General features: G+C 41.1%; 4 protein-coding genes. All 4 read right to left on the reverse strand.

The genetic code is table 11. From position 1 onward, the window contains the following. Positions 1–255: 255 nt before the first annotated feature. Positions 256–9639 carry a neuraminidase-like domain-containing protein gene (locus tag Q0R88_RS23090; protein WP_295720782.1) on the reverse strand — a complete coding sequence of 3128 codons (9384 nt, stop codon included), beginning with the start codon at positions 9637–9639 and terminating at the stop codon, positions 256–258. A gap of 75 nt (positions 9640–9714) precedes the next feature. Next, on the reverse strand, positions 9715–10200 hold the full coding sequence (locus tag Q0R88_RS23095) for a hypothetical protein (RefSeq protein ID WP_295720783.1): 486 nt from the start codon (positions 10198–10200) through the stop codon (positions 9715–9717). Between the two features lie 65 nt (positions 10201–10265). After that, positions 10266–10742: a hypothetical protein gene (locus tag Q0R88_RS23100; RefSeq protein WP_295720784.1), complete on the reverse strand. Its 477-nt coding sequence runs from the start codon at positions 10740–10742 to the stop codon at positions 10266–10268. A 326-nt stretch (positions 10743–11068) separates the two neighbouring features. Then, entirely contained in the window at positions 11069–18481 is a 7413-nt protein-coding gene (locus tag Q0R88_RS23105) for a SpvB/TcaC N-terminal domain-containing protein (RefSeq protein WP_295720785.1), read from the reverse strand. Positions 18482–19139: the final 658 nt, after the last annotated feature.

The raw sequence follows: 19139 nt of genomic DNA on the forward strand, positions 1-19139 counted from the left end.
CTATGCGGAATAAGAAAAATCACTAAGTTTATTGCACATCATACTGCTTAGTGGTGATGGAGTTTTGACTGCTCATTTACACCTTAAAACGCTGGCCCCTTTTGCAGCGGAATGGTGGTATACTTTCCCCGGAATAATCAATCAAATACATGCATTTAATAAAATAAAGTAGAAATATGTGTTCATTAAAGGTTTTAGCCCTGATAAGGTTCCTCATGTTTTTAATATTAAAGTAGTTACCTCTCCCTGTTTTCCTTATCCTATTTTATAATTTAAAGCTATAAAAACATCTTCCAGCACACTTTTATCTAATGCAATGGCATTTGTCCCGGCAAGAAGCGGTATAGTTACCGGAACCTGCAAATTGTTTGTACTTGTTATAGCAGAAAGTTTTTTAATAGTGAAATCCATACCCTTTATTACATCTATATCGGTTCCTGTATTTTGCGGCAAATCAAATTGGGGGTCTAATGGAACATTGTTGACAATTGTTCCGGCATCGATTGCTACTCCAGGTTTGGGTTTTATAAAAACTTGCCCCAGTGAACCGGCCATCTTAACTATGTTGATGGCTTTATTGTCATAATAAGGGAAATTATTGAGCCCTAACGATAGGGTGGTTTGCTGCGGATTCCCGGCTGAGGGATTTAATAATTGATAAAAATTATTAGGAAAATCCTGCTTTAAACTTAACAGGCGTACAAATATTTGTTCTTTAGGATTAGTAGAATCCAGCATATTGCTCGTAACAGAATCTTTAGCTATTTTCTGAAAATCCAATCCGCCATCACGTGCGGAGTATTTAAAATGGAATATCGCATCTGAAATAGTACTGTAATCAAATTGGCTGAAAGCGGAGGATAATTGAAGGTACCAGGAACTTACAACACCAGCATTTTCGAACGGAAGATATCTTTCATCTCTGAAATTTACATCAAATAACCCGCTGTCATTTTGACCATGGCTTAAGGCTATAGATTGGGTCACAACACTACTATCGTCGCTAAACCGTGTATCTGATCCGGCAATCCTACCATAAGGTAAGGCGGACGAAGGATCAATCCGAACAGAACTCCTGGTAAGCGTTAGCGTACAACTTAGTGTTGTATAAGGACCTGTAATGCATGGAATAGTAACGCTCAAAGATTTTATTCTGCGAAAATAATGACCGGGATAATCTACGTCAAAAACTTCTTCCGGCAAATCAATCATACACTCGCCGGTTTGTTTAAATGTCAACAATGCCAGGGGATCTAATTGGGCTATAGATATATGTTTGGTCAGTTCGAATTCCCTTACATTCTTTTCATAATAGGAGGCTTCCATTTGCTTTAGGTCAAATGCAAGCTTTTCTGCAGCAAATAAACCTTTTTTTAAACTGTCCCAATATCCAAATTTGATAAATGGCAGTGAAGGAGAATTGGAAGTTGGACCTAATTCATATTTATAACAGGCTTCGGCCTTTTTAGAAATATCATATGCCAGCTGATAACTTTGAAAATATACGGAGGAAATTTGTCCAACCATCCAGTCGTAAAGTTCCTGATTCGAAAACTTATTGTGAAGAAAATCATCTATACTGGCAGCATTATCTATTTGTAATTGCTGATTATCCAGGTCTTTTTGCGCTATGGCCAGCTTAATCTGGGCAGAAAGTATGCTGTTATTAGCCGAATCAATTTCAAGTTGAGCCAGTTGCGCCTGGAAATTCCAATCGTCTCTGCGCCTGTCATATCCTCCCATCGTGGCTGCCATAGAACCCTGGGCACTGTTTACAGATGCAATGGTACCTAAATAATTACTCATCAAACTCATCAGGTTATTTAAATTGCTCCCTCCATAGGTTTCTCCGTCGGTAGTTGGCACCCCGAGCTTAATGTCCGGAATCTGAGCTAATACACTGCCGATCAGGTTGGTCGCCCCTTGTGCTATTGTTAGTGTAATGCCTGTTTTAATAGAGTTTAAATGTTGCTGTTCATAGGAGTTTATATAGGGTCTGTTACTATAATATTTTTGCTTATAGGTAGCCATTTCAAGGGCCTTGTTAGCATTGTCAAGCATAATTTGTGCATCGTCCAACTGATTTTGTTTGATCATCAAAACTGCCTGTAATAGCTGTTGTTCCTGTGCCGACCGAAGCAGGGCAATAGCTTCGGCATCCCGTTTTTCAAGTGCCTGCAAAAGAGAGGAGCCAAGCGCTTTTACTTCATTACAAACCTCAAGCGCCTTTTGTTGTATAAAGGTGAAACGATAATTACCAGGTGTGGCCGATGCTGAAATGTCATTGAGCAAGCTATTGAGATCAATGCCTGCCGCCGCCGCACGAACCAGCAAAGCAGGGTCAATAGGTGGTTCAAACAAAGGCAAGGTACGTACTATACCCTCGATATTCATACTGTTCCTGATCTTGAACAAGCGATCGGCAACAGTATTCCAATATTGTAAAATATAATCATTGCCTGGTATGCAGAAATAAAACATATCTCCGGCTGAACCGCCGGCACCGGGTATAGCGCCGGAGCCCGAACCCGATGTACCTGCGGCCGAAGGGGCTATAAAAGTATCAATATTTATTAATGGGTCGGTGAGGCCGTTCAAACCTGGTGCACCCAATAATTCTCCTGCTGTATAGTCTTGATGTGCAGCCCTTGCCGGTATTTTTTGGGGTTTATCACCAAGTATCGTTAAAGCTAGTACATACAGATTTGCTGCTTCATTGATTCTTTCTATTGTATCACTCCGGAAAAGATTATCAGCCTTGGCGATTATAATATCCAGATACTTCATTACCACATTTTTCATATAAGCAGTAATACGCAAGCGCCCGATGGCATGCGGCTGAAAAGGATCAGTCATATAAACCTGTATCTGGGCATTAATATCGGCTTCCTTTTTTAGTAATTGTTCTAATGTGTTCATTGCTCCGGTTTGCCCTGCTTCATCCCAAAAGGGCAGAAATTGCCAGAATCTTTGAATAGAGTTATTCTCGCTGTTGGTAGGATTGAATACATATTCCACCCAGTTGCGCGCATCATCAAATTGCTGATTCAGGAATAAGGCATAAGATACCCGCATAGGGATATAAAAGAACAGCTCCCAGTGATATTGGGCATAGGCGTCACCGATGCCGCCTGGCCTGGTCCAGGTAAAACCCACCTCTACATTTCCAGCGGGTAAAGCATTGTCGGGTTCTATTACAGGCGGGAAAACGATGCCGAGATTCGGCGCGTAGTTTGAAAAATTAACTGCATCGGCTTGCCCCTGTACATTACGTTTTAACAGTCCTTTTACTCCATTTTTGTTTGCTTCTTTTATAAATGTTTTTACATAAGGATCATAGAAGGTATGAAATGTAAACCTGTTACGCGTTACAGACCTTACACCTATAACTTTGGCCTTTGATGGTTTTTTTTTCTTTGGGTGTCCCACCTTATGAATAGTCAAATCATTGTTTGCCAATGCGTTTTGATGTGCTAAAAGCACTTTTGGTACATGGGTGGACATGGCCATTTTTACAGGGTACAATTGACTCAGTAGAGTTGCTAACAGTGCGGGAGAAAGCTCGAGTTCATTAGAGTTTACAATATTTGGTGGAAGATATTGCTCTACATAAAATGAATTTACTGCATCCTGATACATAAAGGGTCCGCTGAATTGGGTCGGCTCATCTGATGGTGGTACCAGCTTGAAAATTCCATTCGGTGTTTGATCAAAAAGGGTCAGGGATGTTGCTGAAGCCACTCCCGGGTTACGTGTCGTTCCAGGGTCAATTTCTAAAATATCGTTATTTGAACGCTCCGTATACATCATATTCATGAGGTCGGTGTTGGACGGAGAATCATGAACATAATTTGCCGAAGTTATTGTTTGATAATAAAGTATATTGAGGGCGTTGGTATAGGGTTTGGCTTGATCCGTCAATAATTGCGGATCATCATTTAATGTTTGAAAAACAAATTCATAAAAATATTCATGATCCTGGGTTTCCACTAATATGTGGAGTTTGTCATTATCTAAATGCGCCCTTATTGACGTTTGTTCCTTGTAAGCATCCATCAGGGAATCATCTATTGGAACTGTAGGGCATGTAAAGAATTGCTTGGATAATTTCTTAGGCGTCCACTTATTATGCTTGAACTCACTCCAGGCTACTTGTATCTGCCAATATTTAGGATTCTGGGTTAATGTACCCCCGCCAGAACCCGGTATTGTTAAAGCACTCTGTTCGGTCTTTTTGGTAAAAAAGAACCAAAACAAACATAATCTACGATTAAAAACGATAGGAACCATGTGATCGCCATCAATATCGATATTCAGCTTAACCCATGGGTTAAACAAACCATTCTCCAATGTGCGGTGAAAAAATTTATGAGGATGGCTGGGTGTACGTCCAAATATATGCCATATATCTGTTGAATCAGGTGTCCCTTGATTTTCTACCTGATGATATAATCCGGTAACTTCCAGCCTGGCTACCTCGTCCAGCTTTTCAAGGTAATTATTGAAAAGATCTTCAATATTATCGGCGGTCAATTCATCTTGTGCAAGCTCCGTTTCCATTTCTTTATAAAATGGAGATTTCAAATCCAGCAATGTATAATCTATCCAGTTTTCAGGATAAAAAAGCACCATCCGGTTAGCTTCCCATACACGATATAAACAGCGCCATTGTTTCCATTCGTTAACATTTTCAGATAAAAGGCTTAACCCGCTTTCAAGGTTAAGCAATACCCTGTCGATAAAAAGCTGCACACTGCATATTGCTTGTTTTATGCGCGACGTGAGATTAATGGGCTTCATTTCCATGTCGGTGAGAAGGCATCCATAAACATCATCGGCGTTTTTCCAGTTGAATCCGGTTGATGCAGGGTCGGGATGCGAAATTAAGTAGGCCAGCAAAGCTTCTCTTTGTTTTTCTCTCAATACATCCCGTAAGGGTTTTGCGATTTTTTTCCATTGTGTATTATTATATTTCACTTTGGCCGCATTTTTTACGGCAGTAGAAGCCGCAACATCAGGCCCCTGTATGAGTGCGGTTATTACATCGGCAGAGCAGCTGACCTTTTTAAGAACTGAAAGACCATTTCTTATCTTTAGAATGATATCGCCGTTTGTATAATCAGCAGGGAATTTGGCATTTAACAGGCCAGGGGAGGCCGGTATCCCGGGCGAAGCGGGATAGCCTATAATTATTTTTACAGCACTGCTGTCCCATCCTGTATTTGCAACCAAACTATCTGTCCAGGCATTTTGATCGGTGGCCGATATCGCAAAATTTAAAATATCAAAAATGTTTCTTTTGGGCGATGTCAACAGGTTGCGAGCCTGTATCAGCTTAACAAGTGTTTCAAATTTATCGAAAATAGCACCTGAGGGTTTCAATGCAGCTCCGGGATAAACAATAGGAGGTATGGTAGTTAAATCGAGGCAGCCCAAATTCGCCGCATTTTTAAGTATATACAACAGCTGGTCATCGGTTAATTTGAGCTGATTAATAACTGCAGCTAACTTGTCTAACTGCATATAATCATCAAAAAGCGAATTGGGAAAAGAATAATTCGCCGGCAATACCGCTATCGCACCGCGCGTTATTGTTTTTGCAGAATTGGGTGCAATAAAATCCGCGACCAGAAAATCAGGATCGAGAAAGTCATCAACCAAAAAACTACCCGCACCAAATTTTTTACTAACCAGTGTCTGACCCATTAAAATATTTGCTGCCGTAGCGCTGATCTTCAATTTTTCTGAAAACTTTTGTATGATGGTATTTCTTAGTTTGTTCAACTGAACCAGGTCCGTATTTAGTTGAACGTTAGCCGTGTCTAACACGACCTGATCTGAGTTGACAGCCTTTGGATCTGGAGAGGCTTTGGCATTTTCGGCATTAAGTTGATTTTGCGCATCCTGTACTGCTTTGGTATCTGCCTTTATCGCGTTGAAGATGTCATTCCCCGATGCCTGCAAAAGGGGTAAAACTGAAGTGAGTAACTGGAGAAGAAAAGTACTTATATCAGCATCCTGTGGAGCTATTGGCGTCTCTACGTCAATAATATGATATAATAAGTAGTTGAGATGATATACCGAGAAGCCTGATTTAGAAGCTATATCAGTCTTTTGCAGAAATTTGAAGGTGTTGAAGGGGGTATAAATAGCGGGCACAACTGTTATATCGTCGGCAAATGGATCAATCCCTAATAACGATTTTAGTGTGAGGAATTCTTTCATACTATAACCAAGCTGATTGGCAAGGCTTATAAAACGATATAGCACGGAAAGATTATTTATAGTTATCAGTGTGTTTGCGAAGTCGCTTCTTACTTCATTTTTTAAGTACTGTATTAGATAATCAAAGTCTGTTTCATTAACCTGGAACGCAGCCAAAATAGTTGGCAAATATTTTGAATCAGTGAGTTCGACCCCAAGAGCAACAAAATCAGCAGGATTTAATGGAAAAACCGGGCTGCCCGAAATGGTACTATTCACGAAAAGTTGTTGATATAGGGAGGGTATGGGTATATTATTATCCTGGTAATAATCAATATAATTAGTTGTGCCTATCCCACTCCATAATGCCACGGTTGCATCAACAGGCAAGCGCCATTGTTTGCACAGGTATTCGATCTGCGAAATTCGTAATAAATTAATATCGTTATTAATAACCAGGTCAAGCTCGTACATTTTCCAGCCCAATTTTTTCCATAGGCGGATAAAACGATGTGCGTGTTCAAAAAAAGAAGTGTCTACCGGCTGATCGTAAATAACAAAGGCTGCTACTGGTTCCTGGTATTGACGAAGGCCAAGGTATTGCAATTCACAGGTGTCTTTTGAGATGTCATTGTTATCACTATCCTTAAAAACCGTTTGTACAATAGCTATTTTACGGTCAGCCTTCGTTGAATCAATCAAGGGGTTAATAAAATAACAATTAAGCAAGGCAAGCAAATCAATGTAACTTATCCCGGTTTGCTGTAATAAAACATCTATGCGCCCTGTTAATGCGTCATCCCAATTTATAGTATTATCTAAATTATGTTGTGTGGTGGCGGGGTCAACTAATGGTAAATGGTAATTTACCTGCAAATCAAAGCCATAAAAATTCCAGGTCCCGCCTCCGGGCAAACCTTTAGTGTCCCCGTTAATTATCTTTGCTTCTCCGGGCGATAACAGCAGCCTTTCATAAGCAATAAGGGGGGCTTTAAAAGCATCGTAATTGGTACCATGGAAAAATACTTTCATTAATTCTTCCCTTTTTATCCCTAAATGCTGCAAATAAACCCTGCTTTCTTCGAGGAAGAAATCAAAAGGCAGCACGTGCGGATATACGGCTGCGGTAAGCGGAATATAAGCCTTTGGGTTCAAATGCTCGGGATTAGCAGCAAGCTCTTCAGGCTGCCAGGTTGTTTGATAGCCGGGAGCTACAAATGCGGGATCGGTATGCGCCAAAACATAATTTTCCATCAACTCAATTGCTAAATCCACGTAGGGTAATATAGTGTTTGTATTAGCGCAATTAAGTTCGATAGTTAACAAGTCTGGCCTCCTGTTGGTAAGTGCCGCATAAGCGGCGCCCCCATTTGCATTTTTAAGAAAATTTAAAATATCTGCAAAATAGGCGGCAGCGCTGTAAGCGGATGTACATTCCTCACAGGCGCAAGTATCCAAACTGCCAAACATGGTTCGCAAATCAGGGATACTGATAGTATCATTTTCCGCCACTACTATTTGGCCGCCGCCATTAATTATATTAAAAGGATCTGGCTGAGGTGTAATTATGGGGTTCAGGTTTTCCCGCATATACAGGTAGAAATTTAAAGTACGCAGGTGGTGCTGTTGAGCCTGTGAATGAACCTGCAGTGCATTTTGAGCTGAACCCAATACGCCGGCATATTTTGATACAAATTCACCACTGGTTAGCTGCACTATATTTTTGGCACAACTGATACCATCATTTTTTAAGGTATTGATGGCGTTATAGTCTTTTGTATAAACAAACAGCCGTTGTGCACTCTGCAGATCTGAAATTAAAGCCGCCCGGTCCTTAACTCCGTTGAAGTTTAAAGTCTGATCATTGCTTTTTAACCCGAATGTTGGGGTTTTTGTAAGGTCAAAGAACGAATTGTTATTAATAAAACTTACCATGTCTGTCCGCCCAAAAGCGCTCGTTGCAGGAGCATCCTTTGTTAATTGCCCCAGGAATGCCTGGGTGGGGTGCGCCATTGCCATTGTTTGCGTCATGATAGTTGCATAGCTATTTACGCGTGCTGCTTCGGTATCATCCTGTATAAATGGAGGCACAACAGATTTCTCTGCTGATGCTGAAAGTTTAGCTATATAATCAGTCCAGTCCTTTACGTCCCATTGTGCAATACTGAGTATGGAACCGCTTTTGTTAACCTCGTCAAGAAGCGCGCTTGTTACTTCTGGCTGAAAACCCGCTAACGTGGCCAGTTGCAAAGTAGTTTGCAATTTATCAACTGTTGCCTGGCTACCCGTTACATTTTTAAGGTTATTCCAAAAATCTGCAGTAGTTCCCTGTTTGTTAATATAAGCATCCAGGATTTTGGCTTGCATTGTTTCATCAGCTATCGCTAAGTTGATAATATTTCCAACAGAGGCATCTGTACCAGGAATTTTTTCATTGAATGTTTGCCGGCCTGCGAAGCTTTTCCAAGATTGTATGATCGCAGCCACATTTTTCAGGATGTCCGTCGAAATTGCGTTGTCATCTGAAGCCTGTTTAAGGATGTCCGGAATGGCAGTAACATCAATTAAAGTTATACCATCAACAGTACTTGTAACGCCCTCCGTAAAAAAACCATATAATGCCTCGGCAGTTATGACGGTGGTTATCGCAAGGGTATTGGCTGATAGCCAATTATTTATTTCGTTAATATCAAGCTGCGTTATCCCGGCAATAAAACGAATATCATCATCGCTAAATGGATTGTTCCCTGCCGCCTCCAAATAAGATTGCAATACCTGGCGATATTGCTGAAACAAGGTGAGACCCTTATAATTGTTGTCATCAATTGTGAAATCTTGTGAAATTTTTGAGAGTGGCCTGAAAATCACATCTGACGATGCAAGTACTTTTGAATCCGCATCCAGTACCTGGATAATAATGGCTTCATTATGGAGACTTAGTGTAAAGGACAGGGAGTAATTTCCATCAGCATCGGTTTTTGTTTCCTTTAAGCTTTCGCTTGTCTTGAAAAGTTTTTTACTTACCCGGACCCCAATACCCTGAACATTATTGCCATTGGTATGCGTAACATTCCCGGATATTTCAAATCTTGATTGCTTCTGTGCTGGTTTTACCCCCGGCTCATTTATTTCAATGGTCACGTCTATATCTGTTTCCGCGACGTTCCAAAGAATATGATCTTCCGTGCTATGCAGCAATTCACTATCCCTGAGTATTTTAAAATACAGATCAGGCTTCCTGTCAAAAAACAGCTCCTGGAAATATTTCCCGGTAAAGGTTATTTCGAAATAGCCCTCATCGGTCGTTATGCTTTCGCCCACCAGGTCGTCAAAAATCAGATCCTTATCCCATACTTCTACTTTAAGACCCGGGATGGCAGATTGATCAGCTTTACTGATTACTTTGCCTTTTGCTGTGATGATATGCCTTGACATGACGAGATTTTTTTGAGTAGGTGATTTTAACTGATATGGTATTAATGTTTAATTTCCTGTTCCAAATGCTTCGTTTTAAGTTTTTACTTTTGTCGGGATCTTCAAGGGGTCGATCTTAAGTTCGCTGAATATTTTGTTTATATCGGCAATAGTTCTGTCCCTAAGCTTATCGATCTCCGCTGCTTTCTCAAATGGCGTGGCGTTACTGTTCAAAACCTGCTTAATATCCTGCAGGTAACCCGTAATGTTCTCCATCGTAGCTTTCCATTCAGCATTTTTTATTTCACTTATGGCTCTTTTTACATTACGTTCATCATTGAAAGTTGCAAAGTACCCGCTATTTAGGGCCTTCATGGTTTCATCGAGTGCTTCAACGTATTCATCCATATTACAACGCCATGTAAATACTCCTTTAAAGGCGGGACGGTTAAAAACAACGCGGTAAAACTCAAACCTGTCTTTGTCCTTAACCGATGGTTTTTTTAACCAATAAATGATCATTGCGGTTAACACTCCGGCTACCACAGTTCCCAATGTTCCGAATATCAAAGTGCTGTTCATTATTTAGGCTGATTAATTATTATCGTTTCACTTATATATTAACTATGAATCTTTATTCGATAGCCTTACTTTGGACTTTTTGCAATAATCCCCGCGAGGCTTTTTTGCCATTTGCTCTGATCCTCAGGTTTTACCTTTAAACTTTTTTCGCTTTTGGGGTTTTTGGCTTGTTCCACTGCATCAAGAAGATATTTATAATCCATTACTAAGGATTTATTCAAATATTCCTGATCCGATATGAAAGTCATTATGCGCTCAAGATTATATAATTCGATATCCTTATCGTCCTGTTTAGAATCCCTAAGCAAATAAATGGCTGATCCTATTAATAAAGACAAACAAACATCCTTGTGCCGGGAATTATTCCAGTATAGCTCAATTGCTGAAATACCGACATTTCGCTCTTGTGAACCACCGCCAAGATGTTCCAATGCGATAAGGAGTAATTCATCGCTTTTTTGCTGAAATTGCATTTTTGCAGTTATAAATCCAACAAGCCCTCCGGCTATTGCCCCTAATAGTGTAGCAACTCCTACGTCCATGTTCTTTAATTTTAGGTTTATTGACAATTATTTTTTCGTTTTTAAATCCTTGTTGATGACGACCCAAATTGAAGTTCGTTTGCTTAAACTTATTTCCAATACCCTCCACCATTGCCGCCTCATCCCTTCCCGGCCATTTGGGCATATTAGTGATCAATATTTTCAAAGGCTCAGTACCAGTATTCTGAAACTGGAAGCTGTTGCCCAGCGGGATGTTAACTGCATTCTTTTGAATAAATGACTGACCTCATTTTCATTATCTTTCCCCTGCCATATTTCTCCGCATCCCGATAGGCAGTACCATATTTCGCTTACAGTTTTGTGTCTTACTGCCTTTGATGTCTCGACCTTATCGTTATTGGGGGTAAACGATATATCCAGGTAGCTGTGAAGCCAGGACTCGCATCAGAATTCCGCAATTCTACTTTTGGTGGTGGATACAGTTTGTCATATAGTTTTTTCTCCTGAACCCATAAAAATGGAGCTTTACCTTCATCTAACTCTTTCAGTAATTCAGCACCGTAGGTTCGATTGCCTTCTATTGCGGCAATCCCGATGTGAACTAAAAAAGGTAGATGCCCCTCAATTGTGGCTTGCTTCTCAAGTTTTTCATTTTTTTTAATATACTTTGCGTATAGGTAGACGCCCCCTTCTACTGCGAGCAATGGTGCAGCTCCAATCGCAATTACAAAAGCTATGTAACCACCTACTCCTGCTCCTGACAAGCCTGCATCTGCAATCACTCCGGCTTTGGTTTTTGCCTTATTTTCAATTAAGGTCGCGCCAGCGGTTGTGAGCGGCGCGGCAATTGCTCCTGCTTTTTTTAGAACATGGGCGATAGGCTCCAATATTTCAAAAAGTTTAAATGGAAGATTCCTTGGTATTAATACTTCTGAGAACAGTCCCGTCTTAAATCTTTTAACGAAGAACGTTTTCGCTACCTGAGCAGCCAAATCTAATACCCCCTCAGTTGCATGCGTTCCTTTTACTGTCCCTTCTGCAGCCTCGACCGTCCTATTTTCGTGCTTTTTTTCGACATGACCCTCTGCAGCTATGGGCGATTCAGGTTCTGCTCCATTCTTTGCCCCGGCGTTTTCATGCGAGTCTGGTTCTTGTCCTGAGCGTCCAGTTGGATCTTTTAGTCTAATCGGATTGTTCCTGGCATAAACATATATATTAATGCCATCCCCAATCCCAATCGGATCACAACTCGCCCACCTCCCCAGCCACGGAACATAATACCTGGCATTGTGATACCCAAACCCATTTTCTTCATCCCGCTCCAAACCCGTGTAGCGATATCGTTTGGCAATAGGGTTTATAACCGGGTTGATGGCCTGGTAAGCCGTGGTGCCATAGGGGTGATATTCTTCATAAGATATCATCTGGTTCTTCTCATCCAGCTCAAGCGAGGCCGAGCCCAGATGGTTGCTGTACTGGTAACGTATATAGCGCCGGTTTTTATCGGTAGGGTCGGTCCTGGTTTTATCGCCGATAGTTTTTGTTTCGACAAGGGCCACCCGGCTTTTGTCGTCCATGATATGTACGGTTTGCCTTTCTACTAAGGGCGTTCCGTCAATATCATAGCTGCGGTAAATCTCATATCCCTGCAAATAAATCCGTTCCTCCTTTATGGGGCCGAGTGTATTAACCTGGTTACTTTGTGCGTGGGTCACCTTACGTACCCGTATCCCGGCCTGATCATACGCGTAAAAGGTAGTTTCGGGCGTGCCATTGAGTATAACCGTTTTGGCAGTCGCGTAAAGTTCATCCTTGAAATTCCAATCCATCCGCGACAGATGGGGCATGCCTTTTTTTGCGGCAACTGCACCGGTCACTGTCATATTGCCGTGTATATCATGATCATACTGGATCAGAGCATTGCCGGCAACCTGTGTGGTTAAAAGCCTATTGTTGTTTGTGCCCGGGTTGGCTGACGCATTGTTATAACTATAATTGCGAATATAGCCGTTGCCATCATCACCCTTGTGATCAAACACCAAAATGTTGCCGACCTTGTCATACGAGAATTTTTGTGTGTAATTGCGCATCGCCACCACATCGCCCGGTTTAGGCAAATTATCGGAGCCAAAAGGAAAATTCCTATAATTCTGGTTCGCACCATTTTCTTGTATTTGATTCTGCCCGATGTGTTCTCTTCCTGTCGCTTGTATTAAACGGTATATCGCGTCATAAGTATAATTCATTTCTGGCTTTACAACGCCATTATCAAAATAAACCGGCTTGTGGGCCACATCACTCACCTGGGTAATATTGCCCACAGGGTCATAAGTATAAGTCAGGTCCTGGTAGGTATTGGCCTTATTTTGATCTGTGGTCACCAAGGTTGATAACCTGAACGTTTGAGGCTCATATGCATAGGTCGTAATTGTATTATTGCCATATACGATGCGGCTACGCTGCCCTTTTTCATTGTAATCGATACTAGTTACAAATTTAGTTAAGGTGATATTGGCAGATAAGGCATCAAAGCTTTCATTCGCGGGAGTCATAGCAATACTGCCCTGCGGGTTGAATAGCACACTTTCCAGCAGTCCTGCCTGGTTAAATAGATGGTATTGCACAGAATTATCAGGTGTAACCATTTTCCAGGCGCGGTTGAGCGCGTCATAAGCGCTTGACGATATATAGGTAATGGCAGGATCGGGTGTCAGGTCTGACGGAACAATTTCATCATATTTCTTCAATAACTGCCTGGATGTTTGCAGCAGGTTGCCTTTGAAATCGAATGCATCATTGGTTAGTAAACCGGCAGTATCGTTATGCTGGTAAATTTTCCCGCGCAGGTTTTGGTTGGCAGGTGCCGTAGGGGCATCGCCATAAACCAGTTTGTCAAATACCAAACCGGCCGCCCCACCCATGCTTACCAACGACTGAATAGGCCGCCCTAACTCATCATAAAAAAAACTGAACTGCTGCTGCTTTTCATCCCAACTATGCAAGGGTTTACCTGCGGCATTATGGAGCATCCACCTGCGGCCCGCATCCATGCCGTTTTGAAATACCTGGTTACCGGCCATATCATAGCTATATTGCATTACCGGGTTACCCATAGCATCTGTAATCCTCAATGGGTTGCCTTTTATATCGAATTCGGTAAGGGTATTGTATTTATCAATGCCCCCGATAACAGCTTTCTTGGTAACGTCATCTACCGAAAAAAACTTGTTTTGCTGTTCTGATAAAAAACTGTGACCAAGTGTATCCAGGTAAACAGTGGTTGGGGTGCCGGAAACGATAGCCGCCAGCCATGCCGCCCTTGTCGGAGCGTCTACCGGCTCCTTATCAGTTATTGCAGGGGAGTGGCGGTCAATATACCATTGGTTAGCAAGTTCAGTTACGGTATCAACCTGGTCATAAGCTATCTGCATCCATGGATCAAACTCAACACGTGAAAAAGTACCGTCAGGGAAATTCGTTCTAATCACACGATCCAGCGGGTCATAATGAATAATTGGCGAAACACCTGTTTGAACGATGTCTGATTCGTCTTCAAAATCCGGGTTACTGCTAAAGAAAGGTTCATATTGTTTAACCGGGTTACCCTTATTATTTAAAATAACCCGGCCAGTACCGATCCAACGGGGCGCTGAGGCAAGGGTTTCCGGCTTGGCCTGTACCTTTTGCATGATTTTCCTGCCGCTTCCGTCCGAATAGGAATAGGACACCTGCATCCTGTTTCGCGGTGTTTGATCCGGGAAATAGTGAGTTTCGTAAGCGGTAAGCTGAACGTAGTTTGCATTTGGCTTATAATTAAAAGTATCCAGGTCGGCTTTATTGATAAAATTAGGCGTGGTTATCTGTTTGTACCAGTTATCAAGGGTATAGGACATCTCCATTCCAGGATGGTCGCCAATACTAGGTTCATCCGTACCGTTATCAAAATTATCGCCTTCGTTAACGCCCTTTTTACCCATGGCAAATGTTTTTATTACCATTCCTAATTCATCATACCGGGCGGCACTTCGGTTACCATTCATATCCGTTATCAGCAGGGGCGATAACGTGCGAAAGTTAAATTGATCAGTTGATGTCACATTTTGCTTTGCATCTGTTATTTTGGTTATATAAAGGTGAAAAGGCATGTCATATTCAATATTGGTGTCCTGGTTAAAAGCGTCGGTGTATTTGACCGGCAAGAAAAAATTGCCAGCATCATAACCCGTAAAACCAGAGTGCAACCAATAATAATCAAAAGGCGCCCCTTCAATGGTAATCTTGTCTTTGTTATACGCGCCCTGGGGATCTTTTAAATTGGTAAGATCGGTGCCGGTAAGATTCGTTTTTACACCGGCAAGCTCAAGTGGAGAGATTTTACCTCCCAGCAAACTATCGAGCATATTGTCGTTAAAGGCTGCTTTGAATTGCTGATGCAGTAGCCCCTTAGACTGAGCAATACCAAAGCCAAATACCACTAAGGTATCATCGCTCAAATAACTTGACCTCGTAATTTCAATTATCCTTTTGCACGTAGCGGCAGCCGGCTGATTATAATCGATCACAGCCGCAGCTTCGCAGCCTGTTTTTAGTTCATCTATGCCGATGTAAGCAGTCAATGGAACCTTAAGAGTTACTTCAAATTTTACAACGGATGCGGGCAACGGCGCCCGATAGTCAAAATCGGCCTGTATATTATTGGTGAATGAATTTTGGGTATAAACTACATGTCCCTGAGATTGCTCAGCAAAAGGGGCCGGATTTATTTGTCTTGGATAAACCACATCAGCAGAGGATAATACATTGCCATAATCATCTATTTCAAAAATAAATGACTGCTGCGTTCTCGGGTCCTGGGGATTGCGCTCGTAATGATAAGTAATGTTTTCACTCTCGTGGATAAGGAAAATTCCGTATTTGTTGCCTCCCTGTGGCTGCAGCAGGTCGACCAGGCAATTATGCTGCTCTGTTATATAAGGGTCTCCCGGTTTGTTATTGGCATCAAGCACGCAAACTTCCTTGCGGAGCATGAAACCTTTGCAAGCACGAAATGCCTGCCGGTGTTCATCAGCGTTCATCCTTGCAGGCAAAACCGGCTCTGGCAGTATCTTCTCAGGTGCGAAAGTGTTTTTAAAGTATTCATTAGCAAATTGACTAAGAATATTATCGCCCTTTAAAATTGCACCCGTGTGAAACCAGGTTCTTGTCAGTATTGGTGGCTGGTCCAGGTCATTTTCTTTAACATTATTTGGTACGCCATTGTCAACAACATACCCGGCTATTGTTTCTGAGTCAATCTGATCCACCCTTGCAAACCCCCTGAATTCGCGTTCGGCATGGTCATAATAGCCGTGATGGTAAGAGTATGTACTTACAAAGCGTGTTTTACGTATTCGATCGTACGTGGTAACAGATGAAACACAATATACCGGAAAATGCAGTTTAGTAACCCAGGGAGTTAAAGCAAGTTTATCCTCTACATAAAATCGGGTGGAAGGTGTGTAAACCAAAAATGTCTCTTTACCGAGATTATTCCTGTAAGCCGTCATGATATGCGGCTTTTGACTATTCATTAGGTCAATATAGCGCAAGGGCGCATTTGTATCATTGGGGAGATCGCTGTTCCATACAATACAGATTAGTCCGGTACCTAATATGTCCGTAGTACTGATCTTTGTATGGCGATTTATTTGGGGAAAAGGGTCAATGATTGTTGGGTTTTCAGTAAAGCTATTGCCCTGGCGGTTAAGCCATATCGAAAAACTATCCCGGCCCAGATAAATAATATCTGAAGTTCCTGAGCCGTCTACATCCGCCAACTTAATATATTGAGGGTTAAATCGATCTTCATAATCAAAAATAGGGGCATTGTCCATTGCCACTTTTGCACCAAATTTGCCAAAACCCAGGTTAGGCCAGTAGCATACATCACTATTGCGGATCCTCACAATATCTGTTAAACCGTCACCGCTCATATCCGCCAGAAAAATGCTTTCTGTGGAATCGGCGAAAATAATGGCAGGCCCCTTTTCTTCGTCATATATTCTGGTAATGGTATTTGAAGAATCATACCCCATTTTACCTCCGGAAGGGTACCATCTGAATACGTTATCTTCCGTAATTAAAATATCCGCAAGCCCGTCACCATTCAGGTCCAATTGTCGGGTATTAGGATCGCCGAAATCAATATTGGGTATTGACTTAAAAGCCACAAATGGTTCCCACTCATTGTCATCATTTAATTCAAAGAAACCTTTGGGTTCGCTTTGCCAGTTCACGATCTGTTTCAGCCCGTCGGCTTCCAGTTCTGTTAATTGCAATTGCCGGTTTAGTCCGTTAAATGAAGGTTTTTGCATTACAGGATTTGCTGGGGTGAAATTACCTCCGCCCAGGTTCTTTTTATAAAACCAGCCAGTACCCTGCTCTGTAAGAATGCCAGAAAGGCCTTCGCTATACAAGTCTGTAAACTCATAGTTATTGCCATAAATACCAGCGGGCGCATTGATCAATGCATCTTGCGAAATAGTATTTATTTGGTTATTCCAGGCATATTCCTGGTAATCGAAACTAAATGGAGGAAAAGTCTTCAGGGAGTAAGTTCCATCATCCTGCTGGGTATAGCCCTTTAAAGTAGCTGCCTTTAAAAATGTAAAACTATCCATACCATTGTCGTCATACTCAAAATCGAGCGATTTTACGAGGGCCGAACCATTCTTAAATTTATCGAAACGATGATACAGTAAAACACGGTGACATAACCTGCAGGTTCGTATCTCAAAGCCTGAACGATAGGATGAAAAAGCATCCTTCCTGAAAGGCCATTTTGATGGTTGTATTTCTTCGAATGGAATATTATTTTGATCGTTTTCGCCGTAATCAAATAGCGTTTCAAACATGAACTGGCTTGTTGCCGGAAAGTTTTTGTCTGTGTTGTTATATGGCGTTTTGTTGCCGGTGTATAGCCTTTTTAAATAAGTATTTGAAAAAGCAGTATTGCCATTCAGCCTATTATAATTGTGCGGCGCTATAGGTATTTCTGTGCCATTTTCCTTTTTGTATTCGTATAGTGCACAATTACCTTTATCATCATAAGTAAATTCGGGGAACCATTCAAAAATCTTAAGGTCATCGCGCGGATTAGCTATCCTACAGGTGGCGGTGTATCCAAATATTGTGGTAATATTGTCTTTTGAAATTACCCTCCAATGGATATAGCCGGATGAGGCCTCAGTCCATCTTTCTATACGTGAAAACAATCCCTCTAATCGGGGCTTATATCTTCTGATAAGGAAATTTTTATCAGGGGAGGGGAACTCATTAACAATAAAATTGCCTTCGCCATTTTTGACCCAATTTCCCTTGATATCTTTTTGATATTCTGCAACCAGGTCCTCTGCCTCAGAGATGGTGAATGTGTCAGAGTCAATAGCATCATCATATTGGGGTAGTCCTTTCTCAGTCTTTCTGCGAATGGAGGAAAGGCCAAGCGACCAACCAAGTCCAAATGTGCCATTACCCGAACCTGAATTGTAGGACAAAGTTAAGGAAGGCATAAATCCCCTTGCACCTGAGATAGGGATGGGTAAGCTGAATGAGGATGTTCCATTTACGGCATTTACTGAAAATTTTTCGTCAATACCTTTGATTGCTCCGCCGCCTTTAGGCAATGAAACAGTGGGCACTTCAATGCTGAATTGTTTAGCAATGGAATTACTTTTCTGTTCAATCCCATTTTTATTTCTGCTCGTGGCGTTAACATTTTCTTGTTTACTATTATCCATAACAAGCTTTGTTAAATCATATTAACAATTTATTATTAGCAGGATATTGTTAGCTGAAATTCAGCAGTAACAGATGTAAATGAAAATTATTTTATAAAAGGAATTAATGTAGAAGCTTTTAGATTTTGATGGATTAGGTAGCAATAAATTGCAATATTCTGATATCGAGAGTTATCCCTCTTGAATTTAGAAAAACATGTAAAGCATCGGATGTGAAATGTTATTTGAAGTTAAATATTATTTTTTTAATATTATCAAACTTTTGTCTAAAAAATGTGCTGAGATAGAAAAAATCAAAACTTGGAAATAAAGTATTCTGAATCCTTTGATTGATAAGAATTTCACATTTACTTTTAAAATCGATTAGTAAATTTGAACATCAGATTTTGCTGAATTTAATCGAATTTGAAAGGGACTTATACGAGACCCATCTTGGAGAAACTATCATTAAAGAGAAATAAAGCTGATTTTGCCACTGTGTACAAATTCCTCCTCTTCCGCCTTTGCATACAATAGCCTGCTAAAGCGTCGATTCTTAGCAGGCTATTTCTTTTTTAACTATTTTCTATTCATAAATAACCCATATAAATTCAATATAAATATTTGAAAATGGTATGGTTATGAAGTTTTGCAAGTTCGAGTCCCTTCTTCATGTAAA

The sequence above is a fragment of the Mucilaginibacter sp. genome, assembly GCF_025362475.1.
Lineage (GTDB): Bacteria > Bacteroidota > Bacteroidia > Sphingobacteriales > Sphingobacteriaceae > Mucilaginibacter.

Coding starts and splice junctions, on each gene's coding strand:
- Q0R88_RS23105 (WP_295720785.1), bottom strand. CDS start 18,481: ATGGATAATAGTAAACAAGAAAATGTTAACGCCACGAGCAGAAATAAA.
- Q0R88_RS23100 (WP_295720784.1), bottom strand. CDS start 10,742: ATGGACGTAGGAGTTGCTACACTATTAGGGGCAATAGCCGGAGGGCTT.
- Q0R88_RS23095 (WP_295720783.1), bottom strand. CDS start 10,200: ATGAACAGCACTTTGATATTCGGAACATTGGGAACTGTGGTAGCCGGA.
- Q0R88_RS23090 (WP_295720782.1), bottom strand. CDS start 9,639: ATGTCAAGGCATATCATCACAGCAAAAGGCAAAGTAATCAGTAAAGCT.